8 protein-coding genes are annotated in these 12,367 nt (G+C 49.5%); 7 read left to right on the top strand and 1 reads right to left on the bottom strand.

The features are described 5' to 3' along the window. Window positions 1–165 precede the first annotated feature (165 nt). From P8J86_00345 to P8J86_00330, 4 genes are all read left to right on the top strand, one after another. Window positions 166–480: a hypothetical protein gene (locus tag P8J86_00345; GenBank protein ID MDG2053134.1), complete on the top strand. Its 315-nt coding sequence runs from the start codon at window positions 166–168 to the stop codon at window positions 478–480. 540 nt (window positions 481–1,020) lie between these two features. Further along, window positions 1,021–1,992, top strand: a complete 972-nt coding sequence (locus tag P8J86_00340; GenBank protein ID MDG2053133.1) for an SGNH/GDSL hydrolase family protein — start codon at window positions 1,021–1,023, stop codon at window positions 1,990–1,992. After that, entirely contained in the window at window positions 1,989–5,219 is a 3,231-nt protein-coding gene (locus tag P8J86_00335) for a plastocyanin/azurin family copper-binding protein (GenBank protein ID MDG2053132.1), read from the top strand. The genes P8J86_00340 and P8J86_00335 overlap by 4 nt, the downstream gene beginning before the upstream one ends. 148 nt (window positions 5,220–5,367) lie before the next feature. Then, window positions 5,368–5,907 carry a GrpB family protein gene (locus P8J86_00330; protein MDG2053131.1) on the top strand — a complete coding sequence of 180 codons (540 nt, stop codon included), beginning with the start codon at window positions 5,368–5,370 and terminating at the stop codon, window positions 5,905–5,907. Between the two features lie 28 nt (window positions 5,908–5,935). Here the strand turns inward: P8J86_00330 and P8J86_00325 are convergent, their stop codons facing one another. Continuing rightward, window positions 5,936–6,748 (bottom strand): methyltransferase domain-containing protein, encoded by an 813-nt coding sequence (locus tag P8J86_00325; GenBank protein MDG2053130.1) that lies wholly within the window; start codon window positions 6,746–6,748, stop codon window positions 5,936–5,938. A 39-nt stretch (window positions 6,749–6,787) separates the two neighbouring features. Between P8J86_00325 and P8J86_00320 the strand changes: the two genes are divergently transcribed. The 3 genes from P8J86_00320 (at window position 6,788) to P8J86_00310 (ending at window position 12,279) form a co-directional block, all read left to right on the top strand. Then, window positions 6,788–8,071 carry a DUF1080 domain-containing protein gene (locus tag P8J86_00320; GenBank protein MDG2053129.1) on the top strand — a complete coding sequence of 428 codons (1,284 nt, stop codon included), beginning with the start codon at window positions 6,788–6,790 and terminating at the stop codon, window positions 8,069–8,071. A 20-nt stretch (window positions 8,072–8,091) separates the two neighbouring features. After that, window positions 8,092–10,620 carry a c-type cytochrome gene (locus tag P8J86_00315; protein ID MDG2053128.1) on the top strand — a complete coding sequence of 843 codons (2,529 nt, stop codon included), beginning with the start codon at window positions 8,092–8,094 and terminating at the stop codon, window positions 10,618–10,620. An 84-nt stretch (window positions 10,621–10,704) separates the two neighbouring features. Continuing rightward, window positions 10,705–12,279, top strand: coding sequence for a tryptophan 7-halogenase (locus P8J86_00310; GenBank protein MDG2053127.1), 1,575 nt, complete (start codon window positions 10,705–10,707; stop codon window positions 12,277–12,279). Window positions 12,280–12,367: the final 88 nt, after the last annotated feature.

Here is a 12,367-nt window from a genome sequence, read left to right as displayed (position 1 = left end):
TGAGCCTTGGTTACATAGTGTTCAGTTCATTTTACAGCAGTTCTCAGTCCCCTTGAACTGCTCACATGACATACAAATCACGATGACCTCATCGGAGTCCTTCGTTATTTTGCAGCATCCCGGTGCCCCCTTTTGGAGTCCGCAGCCGCAGATAGGCATATCCGCATGGCAGCAAACATCGGTTCCCTTGATTTGGCCGCAGCTCGTGCAGACTACTTTTGTCGAGGTCTTTACGGTGCCAGTGGCGTTTTGGGCAGCAATAGGATCAGCTGTAGCACAACAGGCAGTGGTGTCTGTGCTGACCTTCATGATCGCGACATTGTTATCGGTTTTCTGGTTTTGGCACCCCAACGCAATCACTGCCATCATTATGAAGGCGAGGAGTCCAGAAGTTGTGTTCTTACCGATGAGCATCATGAAGTGGTCAAGTATAGGCCAGTTAATGCGGTCCCAAGCACCTTCGACAATACTTTACTGTAGCAGGATGGCAACCCAAAAGTCCGTTTCTTAGCATGTCTGATCGTCTAATAGTGGGTTGGTGGCCTGATAATGGGAGTTTGTGGCTCATCGGCCATCTGGGGCCTCCATTGGTTTTTTTTGGCCTTCTCTGCCAAGAGGTTTCGCAGGGGTTCATAGCCCCTATGGAAGGGGGCGATTAGAGGCTGTTGTTGGTGACAGCTTGGACACCCGTTACGTGAGGTAATCAATGATGAGCCACAAAAAAACCGTGATCTGCCTGCTTGCGATGGCTGGTCTTCTTAGTTGCTTGATTGTGTGTATGAGTTTGAATCTCCTGCAGGTGGATGGGGGAAGCTCGGGCCACTCTTTACAGTCCAACTCTGGACTCAAGAATAATCCAGCTCGAAATAAAAAACGTCGCACCCATCTGGATCTAAGGATGTGGCCCTCTGTCGAGGATCTGCCGTATCTGACCGATTCTTATCAAACATCGTCACAGATCTAGCGGCCATGGCCGAAAGTAGTCGGCAGAGAAACAGGCTGACGCGATATGATGACAGGATGTTCCACCGCAGCATTTTCTCAACGATGATTTTAGGGATGGCATCATGTTTGCCGTTTGCTGCTGCAGATGTGGTTGAGCCAGGAGATCGGGTTGTCGTTCTCGGTAATACCTTTGCGGAGCGCATGGGGCATTACGGTTACCTTGAGACGATGCTTCAAACAACGAGGCCAAAAGACAATATCTCGCTACGGAATATGGGATGGAGTGGAGATGAACTGACGCTCCAACCCCGTCCACTCAATTTTGGCACCATGCAGGAACACCTTGCGGCAAACAAAACGGACGTGATCATCGCGTGTTTTGGAATGAATGAGTCATTTCAGGGCGCTGAAGAGCTGGATCAATTCGAGCGTGATCTTGCTGTGTATATCGATGGTCATCAAAGCCAACAGTACAACACAGAGGCGTCGCCTCGTCTGGTTCTGGTTTCACCGATTGCTCACGAAGACTTGGGCGGTTCATTGCCTGATCCGACTGCGCACAATCATGATCTTGAGTTGTACACGGCTTCTATGAATAAAGTTGCCAAGAAAAAGGGCGTTGTTTTTATTGATCTTTATGCGCCTACGTATGCACATATGACTGAATTGGGGAGCAAGCCGCTGACGATCAATGGCATTCATCTCAATGATGAGGGCTATCGATTTGTGAGCCAGCATTTGGCCAATGCCCTGGGTCTAATGCCCGCTGATGTGCCGCCTTTGAGTCCCTGGAATCTGAATCCACAAGCAGAGTTGTTGCGGCAAGCAATCATTCACAAGAACAGACAGTTCTTCTATCGCTGGCGACCTGTCAATACGGAATATGTTTATGGTCGGCGGAAGGCCCCTTTTGGTGTTGAGTCTTTTCCCCCTGAAATGCAAAAGCAAGATCAACTCATTTTAGAAGCGGACCAGCGCATCTGGGCCATGCCCAAGGTTGATCCCAAGAACATGCTCATTGAGGGCAGTAGCCAGGGGTCGCCATGAGTCAATGCCTTATTCGATGTTGGTTTATTTTGGGTTTATCGATCACTGCTTTTGGGCAGTGTGTTTGGGCTGGTGATCCTAATGTTGTTGAAGAGCCTAAATTTCTAACGCCGCAGCAAAGTATTGACAAGTTCATACTTGCAGATGGTTATGAAATTAACCTCTATGCATCTGAAGTTGATTTCCCTCTGCGTAATCCAATGGCAATGGCCTTTGATGCCCAAGGACGTCTATGGGTTTCAAATGCGCCGACTTACCCACATCTATTGCCGGGTGAGCCTCCAAATGATTCGGTCATTATTTTGTCTGACACAGACAATGACGGCCGCGCTGACGCGTCAACCACTTTTTTAGACGGGCTCTATATCCCGACGGGCTTTGCTATTAGGGGAGATGGTGCTTACATCGTTGATCAGCCAAATCTGATCTATGCCGAAGATATTAATGGAGATGGGATAGCGGATACGCGAGAAATCGTGCTCCATGGTTTTGGTTCTGAAGATAGCCACCATTCGATGTCGGCGTTCGAGTGGGGACCGGGCGGGGCCTTTTACTTTAATGAAGGTACGTTTCACCACTCACAAGTGGAGACACCGTATGGGCCCAAGCGTGTGAAGTATGGGGCGGTCTTTCGATTTGATCCTCGTTCCCATCGATTCGAGGTTTTCTCAAGCTATCCCTATGCGAATCCTTGGGGTCACGTCTTTGATGCATGGGGTCAGAATATTGTTTCGGATGCTTCCAATGGTGCAAACTACACAGGCGCCCAGGTTTCCAGTAACTACGACTACCCTCGAGCAGGGCAAGAAGTCTATTCGGGCGGGACGCCTGTTCAGTCCTTTACGCCTGGTGGGCGCCGTCCAACCTCCGGCACAGAGATTATTCATTCAAGTCACTTTCCGGAAGAAATTCAGGGACGGTTTCTGATCAATCAATGTATTGGGTTCCATGGTGTGCGCTGGTACCGGATCTTTGATGATGGCTCTGGTTTTGGAAGTGAGTCGATGCCGCAAGAGCTTCTTCGCTCAACGGATGTCAACTTTCGCCCGGTCGACATGATGCTCGGTCCAGATGGTGCGTTGTATGTGCTGGACTATCACAATCCTATTGTTGGTCATATGCAGTACTCGATGCGTGATGAACGGCGTGATCATGCTCATGGTCGAATTTGGCGAGTCACGCATCGAGATGGATTGATACTTGAGCCACCTCAAATTGTTGGTGAGTCAAATGAGTCTTTACTTTCCTTGCTTGAATCGTACGAGAGTCGTACGAGATATCATGCGCGATTAGAATTGCAGCGCCGTGATCCAGCAGACGTACTCCCAGCGTTAGAAGCTTGGATTGCATCAGCCGATCCAGCAGATCCAGGATACGAACATCGCCTTTTAGAAGGTCTATGGGTTTATCAGGGGCTTGGTCAAGTCAATCAGCCGCTGCTGGAGAAACTTCTGCAAGCGGAGGATCCTCGAGCTCGCGCCGCATCAACGCGAGTGCTGAGGCATACGTTGCCTGATATCGACGAACCGTTGAAGCTGTTGCGTCAACAAGTACATGATGATGATCAGCGGGTGCGTTTAGAAGCAGTGCTGGCATGTGGCTTTGTGCCGTCAAGTGATGCAGCTAATGTTGCTCTGATGTCGACGAAGCGGCCAATGGATAGGGCCTTTGAGTACGTGCTAGACAGAACGATCGCGGTGCTTGGTAAATATGGCGAGCCTTCTGGACCCATTCCGGTTGACTTCATGCTGAAACGTTTGGGCACAAAAGATCTCTTGGAAGAAGAGCTTGATGAGTACGTTGCTTATGAGCTATTGACCCGTGGTGCTGATGTAAGTTCAGCGAAGCGAGAAGCGGCGCTCAGCCATCTTGCTGAACTCAACGGCAATAGCCGTGATGAAGAACTGCTTGATACCCTTGCAATTCTTGATGATAAACAGCTTGGTCGAGACGAATTGGGCAAAATGCTTGTGCAGCTTGAGCCTTCGCAGCTGCAAGCTCAACAGCCCCGCTTAGAGTCGATGGCAAAGCGAAGTGATGACCCAACTCTTGCGTCAATAGCAACGGCGGCCCTAGTTCTATCGTCGGGTTCAGCGCATGAAATTTGGCACGCTTCTGGCGCAGGTGATGGGCCATCGAGGGATGTTGTCTTGGCGAGCCTTGATCACATTTCTGATGAGAGGATTCGAGCCTCATTGGCGCCGGCGGTGACAGCATCGCTGCCGGGCGTTCGAACGGCTGATCAGTGTATTGCGGGCCGTTTCGTGCGTGTGGAGATTCCTGGTCCAGCCACCCTGACCTTGCCTGAAGTCGAGGTCTTCTCGGGAACAAAAAATGTAGCTATCGGTGGTAAGGCTTCGCAATCAACAGAGGCGCACGGTGGAACGGCAGATCTTGCTATTGATGGAGATACGAATGGTATCTTTTCAGCCGGAACCTCATCGCACACGATTGAAGGTCAGCAAGATCCTTGGTGGGAAGTTGATTTAGGAAAGTCTGTCCCCATCGACTCTGTACGCGTTTGGAATCGTACTGAGCCACCTTATGGGCAGCGACTCAGTGAGTTTCGAATTCGGATTCTTGACGAGAGCCGAAGTGAGGTTTGGGCGGCGAGCAACATGCCCGCTCCATCGCTCAATGCCAATATCTTGATTCCGGGTGGTCAGTTAAAGGGTGAATCTCTTTCTGCAATTGCGGCGCTCCCCAGGGTGACGGATCCTGAAAATGCGGTTGGCCAACTCGTGCCTTTAACGAAAGAGGGCAACGATCAGCAGATCCGCTTTGCCGCTATCAGCGCTATCAATGAGATGCCTCGGTCTCATTGGGAAGCTGAGCATGGTCATCTTGACATTAAGGTGGTCCCAATTGAGGCGGTTCGTGGGAAGATGATTTATGACGTGCGGCGATTTACCGTGAAGGCTGGCCAGCCTGTTCGAATTGTGTTGGCCAATAATGATCTGATGGAGCACAATCTTCTGGTCATTGAGCCAGGCGCCCTGCGTGAGATCGGTAGTGGTGGCGATGCGATGAGCACACTCGCTGACGGTCGAGAACGGGAGTTTGTCCCTGATTCAGAGAAAATATTGCATGTAATGGGGCTGGCGGCACCAGGGGAGTCAAGGACGCTTGAGTTTATTGCTCCTGAAAAACCGGGAAAATACCCCTATGTCTGTACGGTGCCGGGGCACTGGCGGATCATGAATGGCGTCATGACGGTGGTTCGTTAGCCCAGTCGTGTGCGTTTTTGGTAAATCAATGTCATACTATGGGTGTAGTCGCTGAGTGACGCCGAAGCATTGGACGCTTAGGGCAGCGATGAATTCCAATCGATGGAACTCCTGGCCAAACGGACGCGTGTCAGAGGGATAGTCTCAAATGATAGATGAACAACGCTGGAATGTACTTGGAGCTCCTTTAGGGAGCGTGGGTTTAGTGGCTCATCAAACGAGCTGGGCAGATCTCTTTGCGGAAGAGGCGCAAAGAATTCGGGAAGGATGTCAGCCTTATGTTCTCGAAACAGAACATATCGGCAGCACTGCAATACCAGATTTATCAGCAGAGCCAATTCTCGACATCATGCCAGGCATTGAAGAGTTAGATCATGCGCGTGAGGTCATTCCTCTCATGAAGACGCTTGGATATGCTTGCCATGGCGAGCAGGGGATACCTGGAAGGCGATTCTTCTCCCGCAAAATTGAAGGGCAAGTGGTGGCGCACGCCCATCTATTTGTTATTGGAAATGATGCTTGGAATCAGCACATCGCTTTTCGTGAGCTCTTATTAGCTGAAGGTGAAGTTGTTAGTTCTTATGAGCAGTGCAAACAAGCACTCGCGCAAAGTCATCCATCAGATCGAAAGAGCTATGCAGCAGGCAAGGTTGAATTTTTTAGATCAGTCGAAATAGAGACGTTTTAGTCTGTAACCACTTCCGCCTCTTTCGGTTCTACGGGCTGGTCTTCTCTTCTGGTTCAGCTGTTGTCTTGGTTGGTTCAGGTTTTTTGAAAATCAAAACATGTTGCTGTGGGAGATCATGTTTGGTGGCTATCCATTCCAGGCCAACTGCATCCATCTCAAGTCGTACCTGAGCTTCGGTCATCTTATGTAATCGCTTAATCATGACTTTAGGGTCTTCGGCTCTGAATTCGACCAAAACCACCCGCCCCCCAGGTTTGAGTCCGGTGACAATTGCATCCATCATCTCACGTGGATTCGAAAACTCGTGGTAAGCATCAACCATCAGAACTAAATCGACAGAAGAGTCAGGTAAATTTGGGTCGGTGATGGTTCCTAGAACCGGTGTGACATTCGTGATTCCTAAATCCTGGCTTCTTTGCTTTAGCATTTTCAGCATCTCTGGTTGAATGTCAACGGCGAGCACTTTTCCATTGGAGACATTTTTTGCCAGGGGCATGGTGAAGTAACCAGATCCGGCGCCGATGTCGGCAACAACATGATCTGGCTTGAGTTCAAGCATTTGGACAAGTAGATCAGTTCGCTCTTCCTGTTGCCGCTCTGGGCGTTCTAGCCATTGGGCACCAAGGTGGCCCATGACTTGGCTAATCTCTCGGCCCATGTAGACCTTTCCGATTCCATCAGGGGAGGCTGGGCATGTCGTGTAGTGGGTTTCATCGCCTTCTATCGGTGAGGTCGGTACTGGTGGCGTTTGAGCATCTTGATCAGCCCCTGCGCAGTACCCTGTCAGGATAATAATGGTGATTGTGAATGGAAAAATCTGACGGGGTATTGCTGCAAGCATGAAATGGCCTATCTTTTAAGAGCTGTATAGGAGCGTTCAATGCACATATTACCTAGATTTAAAACAGTGATTGCTGGGCTCTTCCTACTGATGTCCTTGCCAGTTTACGCTGACTCAGCAGGCTATGAAAAGCTATTTTCAGACGGGTCACTGGAAGGCTGGAAACGAGTTGGTCCAGCCCATTTTGAAATGAATGGTCATGTGTTACATGGATGGGGTAGCTTTGATCGCAATAGTTTCTTAGTGAGTGCTCAGCAGTACAGAGACTTTGATCTCAAGCTTGATGTCAGGATCGAGCAGGAGAGTAATTCAGGTATTCAGATTCGCAGTCACGTGGTTGATGACCGCCTTGTGGGTTATCAGCTGGAGATTGATGGCTCCAAACGATCTTGGTCTGGTGGCCTCTATCATGAGGGTGGTGTCGGCTGGTTGCAATCATTGGAGAACAATTCCCAGGGTCGCAGCGCCTTTAAGGTAGGGCAATGGAATAAGTATCGTATTCAAGCACTGGGGCCACGCATTCGCTGTTGGGTCAATGATGTGTTGTGCGCGGACTATATCGACAGGCGTGATCGGATTGGGCATATTGCATTTCAGGTTCATAGCGGTGATTGCCAAGTGTGGTGGCGAGATGCTCAGATCCGGATTCTGGCAGAGCCTCAATCTGCCACCCTCAAACAGGCCCAGCATGATTTGCTTGAGACACCGGTGCCCGGCAATGCGCAATCACTCTTTGATGGTTCATCACTCTCAAGGTGGGGCCATGGAGATGAAAAGCCTGCTCGTTGGAAAATCGAGGATGGTGCCATGGAGGTGATGCCGGGTACAGGATCTCTGCTCACCAGAGAGGCATTGGGTGGCGGCGTTCTTTTTCTGGAGTTCTGCGTGCCCAATACTACCACCAACCGTCAAGGTCAGGATCGCGGCAACAGCGGTGTTTACTTGCAAGGGAGATACGAAGTGCAGGTGCTCGACTCGGCAGGGTTGGCGTGCGCTTCAAATCGATGTGGAGGCATCTACGGAGTCGCTGCACCAGCTGTGAATATGGCATTGCCGCCGGGTCAATGGCAGACCTACCTCATTGAATTTACACCACCGGTGTATGACGAAACTGGTACTAAAAAAGAAATGGCTGAGCTCACGGTGTATCACAATGGTGTTCGAATCCATGATGATGTTTCAATTGAAACAAACACCGGCGCTGGCCATCAAGAGGGGCCGGGCCCCGCTCCCTTGTTATTACAAGATCATGGTCACCCCGTACAGTTCAGAAATATCTGGTTTGTACCTGATATTAAAGTGCCGAAGCCAGTTCGTTCATGAAGTAGGTGTGAGGTTAATAAATGCAGTCTCTTGGAAAGACTATCTTTTTTAGTTTGCTGCTATTAGCAAGTACTGCAACGGCGCAACAGGGTGATAGGGCAGGCGAAATGCAAGGCGCACTCCCTTCGAATCTGGTGTTACCTCCCGCTCAGGTGCTTACTCCCGAGCAAGCCAGGGCCGGCCTTGTGGTACCAGATGGATATCGAGTTGAATTGGTTGCGAGTGAACCACTTATTGGCGATCCAGTCATCGCGCGATTTGGTGCAGATGGACGACTGTGGGTTGTCGAAATGCATGGCTATATGTCAGATATTGATGGCGGGGATGAGTTTCTTCCAACGGGGCAAATTGGGATTCTCGAAGATACCACCGGTGATGGTTGTATGGATACTCGTACGACGTTCTTAGACGAGTTGGTGTTGCCAAGAGCGATTTTGCCGATGTATGACGGCGCTCTTGTTTTGTCGCCTCCTGATCTACTGTTCTGCCGAGATGTGGATTCAGATGGTATTGCTGATGAAACGATGACCCTTCTGACAGGCTTTGGCGGACTCGATAGCCCCGAACACGCCGCAAATGGGCTGCTCCGAGGTCTCGACAATTGGATCTATCTATCACAACATCCTATTCGCCTACGTTTTGATGGTAAGCAAATAGAAATTGAGCCCACGCGCGGTTATGGACAATGGGGGATTGCGCAAGATGATTTCGGGCGTTTGTACTACGCGCCGAACAGCAATCCACTGCTCATGGATCTTGTTGCGCCACATTATGCAGCACGAAACCCAAGGCAAGACCATTTTGCAGGCATCTATGTTCCAATTAGTCCAGATAAACGTGTTTATCCAATTCATAAGACGCCAGGTGTTAACCGCGGATACCAACCAGGCGTCCTTACGACAGAAGGTAAGTTGTCTCATTTTACTGCTGCTTGTTCCCCTTTGATTTATAGGGGTCATGCGCTACCTAAAGATTTGCGGGGTAATGCGCTCATCTGTGAGCCGGCAGGAAATCTTATAAAGCGAAAGTCAATTGCCGAAGATGGCAGTCAACCCAGAGCAGATGATGTTTACGAGAAGAGGGAATTTCTAGCTTCGGCTGATGAGCGATTTAGGCCCGTGCATCTTTTTGAAGGGACTGATGGCAACGTCTATGTGGTGGACATGTATAGAGGCATTATTCAGCACCGTATTTTCATGACCACATTTCTTCGCAAGCAGATTCTGGCGAGAAAGTTGGATCGCAACGTTGGCCTCGGTCGCATCTATCGAATTTCTAAAGACGATGCAATTTATGAATCGCCTCTGGATTTGACATCGCTCACAAATCAGCAGCTTGTCTTAATGCTTCGAGATCCCAATGGATGCAGGCGAGACTTTGCTCAGCAGCAGCTTGTCGAGCGTCGCGCAATTGAGATTGCTGATTTGCTTCATGATCTCGTAAGGGAGCCGGATGCCTCGCTGTCTCGTCTTCATGCGCTCTGGACCCTGGAAGCGTTGGGCAAAATCAATCGTGACGATGTCTTGGTAGCACTCTCAGATAGCGATATACAATCTCGTGTACATGGACTGCGTTTGGCTGAAAAGTTTCTTGGTGACGAGGAGATTGATTCGGCTGTTATTGATTGTAGCGTTGACTCAGAGATATCTGTCCGTGTTCAAGCGGTGCTTACATTAGGCTACGGCAAACACGAATCTCAACTGCTTGCTTTGGTTTCAAGTTTGCATAGAGACGGAAATGAGCCCCGTGTCGTGAGTGCTTCTATCGCAGGGCTTCAAGGCCGCGAATCATTGGTGCTCAGTGAAATATCAATGTCCGATGAGTGGAAAGAGGATTGTTCATCACATCGCCGCGCCGCAGATCTCCTGGCTCAATCAATGTTATCTGGTTCGCCGCAGGAGCGCCGTCAATGCTGTGAGTTAGCGATGAAAGCGTCGTTTCATCGGCCATGGTTAAGTCAGGTTCTCTGGAACGCAGTTGCGGCAGCACAGCGACTCGGCACAGAACAATCACGAATGCTCAGACTCGACGTGGCGCCTGTAGATTGGAAGGACTTTGTTACTCAGTCAGTAGATCAGCCTCATCTGGACAAGGTCAAGAAAATTGATGCGAGGTTGACTTGGCCGTCGCGCACTGGCGAAGAGCCGCCTCAATGGCAGTGGACTGTCGCTGATCAGCGCCGTTTTGAATGGGGGCGCCAACTCTATACCGTTTGTGTTGGATGTCATCAGGCAGATGGTCAGGGCATGCCCCATATGTATCCACCACTTCGTGGGTCGCCCTGGGTGACCGGTTCGGTCACCGTTCTTGCTCAGATATTATTGCATGGACTAGAAGGGTCGCTGGAAATGAATGGCATGGTGTTTGACCAAACAATGCCAGCAAGCCCATTAGGAAGTGATGCTGAAATTGCTGCGATCATGACCTATGTTCGTCGTGCTTGGGGTAATGATTCATCACCTGTAACGGCCGCACAAGTTTCTGGTGTTCGGGCGCTCCATATAAATCGAAATAGACCTTGGGCAACAGATGAGATTGCCCCGAGATAGGAATTAGTGGCCAGATCGTCTGAAAAATGGCGTGCTATAATGTTGTGGCATAAATAATAAGTACTTACAGGAATGACGTTTGTCATGGTGAAGCAACAGCACCTCGAATTCGATGTAGTTGTGATTGGCGGTTCAGTCGCCGGCGCTGGTGCTGCTCACATATTAAGGCAGCGTGATCCTGAAATCCGAGTACTTGTAGTTGAGCAAAGTGAAGTGTTTACTCGCAAAGTAGGGGAGGCGACCGTTGAGGTAGGCGCCTATTTTCTTGGTCGCGGCCTGGGATTGATTGACTATCTCAATGATGAGCATCTCATCAAACAAGGCTTGCGGTTCTACTTTAATAATGATGACGTAACAAATCTCGGTAATTCTGGAGAACTTGGCGGCAAGTTTCTCTCTCGCGTGCCTTCTTATCTGGTAGACCGAGCAAAACTTGATGAAGAGGTATTGTGTCGGGCTTCAAAACTTGGCGTGACGGTTTGGCGGCCGGCTTCGGTGAAGTCTGTTGATTTGAAAGAGGGTGGCCCCAATCGCGTTATCGTTTCAGTTGGCGAAGAACAACGTGAAGTGCAATGCCGCTGGGTCATTGATGCTTCAGGTGTTGCGGCTTTCATAGGCCGGAAGCGTGGCTGGATTAAGACGAACGAAGAGCATCCGTTAATGGCAGTTTGGGGACGTTTTAAAGATGTTGAAGATCTTGATGGTCTTTCACTTTCAAATGAATTTCCAGATTGGAATAGTGAAACAGCTTCTCATCGCGGCTTAGCCACGACGCATGTGATGGGAGATGGTTGGTGGAGTTGGTTTATTCGGCTCAAGGGTGGTGATACGAGCGTGGGCATTGTCATGGATCAGCGTCTGGCAAGCTTGCCAGATGAGGGGCGGCTGGTTGATCGAATGCGAGGCATGTTGGATACACATCCGGTCGCGAAAAGATTGTTATTGAATGCAAAGCCAATTAAAGATGATGTGCATTTGCGAAAGAACATCGCTTATACCAGTGATTGTTATGCCGAAGATGGTCTGGCAATTGTTGGTGATGCGGCCGGATTTATCGACCCCTTCTATAGTATGGGGCTTGATTGGACGGCATTTACTGTTGTAGGCGCTGTTGAGTTAGTGTTGTCACAGCGTAGGGGTGAGTCGTTATCGACTCAGATTGAATCGCATAACAAATGTATGCATCAATGCTCGCGTCGCTGGTTCAAAGCTATTTACCGTGATAAGTATGAATATCTTGGCGAATTTGATTTGCTGCGCAGCGTAGTGTTAATGGATTTAGGGCTTTATTATCTTGGGGTTGCTTCGATTCCCTACATCAATGGGACGAAATCCTTGGGTAAGGGGCTCTATACGCGACGAACTGCAGTGCCTTTTTATTATCTCATGAGCTTTTACAATAAAAGATTCGCATCGATCGCAAGATCTCGTCGCGAGCGTGGTGTTCTGGGAAGGCGTAACGCAGGGCGTCGTTATTTGTTTGATAGTTTCACGTTTTCTGTATGGAGCGCACGTCTCGTATTTATATCACTTTTGAGGTGGGGACTATTAGAGCTGACGGAGGGGTGGAGAACGTGGTTCAGAAGCCCTCGGTTAAAATCAAGGCGGCAAGAAAAAGAGTCAAAAGTGCGGCTTGATAATCTAAGTGAGATCATTTAGTTCAAGTGATTGTGGCCGTGCCAATAGCTGCGTTAAACGTGTTCTATTGAAATTGAGGGATATGTATGTATTCATTGGTTTGCCAAAG

This window comes from Phycisphaerales bacterium (assembly GCA_029268515.1).
In the GTDB taxonomy this organism is placed as follows: Bacteria; Planctomycetota; Phycisphaerae; order Phycisphaerales; family SM1A02; genus JAQWNP01.
The sequence above is the reverse complement of the archived record's forward strand: the minus strand, read 5'-3'. Positions and strand labels throughout refer to the sequence as shown.

What these genes read in the sequence shown, in the direction of transcription:
- P8J86_00345 (MDG2053134.1), top strand. Translation starts at nt 166, where the DNA reads ATGGCAGCAAACATCGGTTCCCTTGATTTGGCCGCAGCTCGTGCAGAC.
- P8J86_00340 (MDG2053133.1), top strand. Translation starts at nt 1,021, where the DNA reads ATGTTCCACCGCAGCATTTTCTCAACGATGATTTTAGGGATGGCATCA.
- P8J86_00335 (MDG2053132.1), top strand. Translation starts at nt 1,989, where the DNA reads ATGAGTCAATGCCTTATTCGATGTTGGTTTATTTTGGGTTTATCGATC.
- P8J86_00330 (MDG2053131.1), top strand. Translation starts at nt 5,368, where the DNA reads ATGATAGATGAACAACGCTGGAATGTACTTGGAGCTCCTTTAGGGAGC.
- P8J86_00325 (MDG2053130.1), bottom strand. Translation starts at nt 6,748, where the DNA reads ATGCTTGCAGCAATACCCCGTCAGATTTTTCCATTCACAATCACCATT.
- P8J86_00320 (MDG2053129.1), top strand. Translation starts at nt 6,788, where the DNA reads ATGCACATATTACCTAGATTTAAAACAGTGATTGCTGGGCTCTTCCTA.
- P8J86_00315 (MDG2053128.1), top strand. Translation starts at nt 8,092, where the DNA reads ATGCAGTCTCTTGGAAAGACTATCTTTTTTAGTTTGCTGCTATTAGCA.
- P8J86_00310 (MDG2053127.1), top strand. Translation starts at nt 10,705, where the DNA reads ATGGTGAAGCAACAGCACCTCGAATTCGATGTAGTTGTGATTGGCGGT.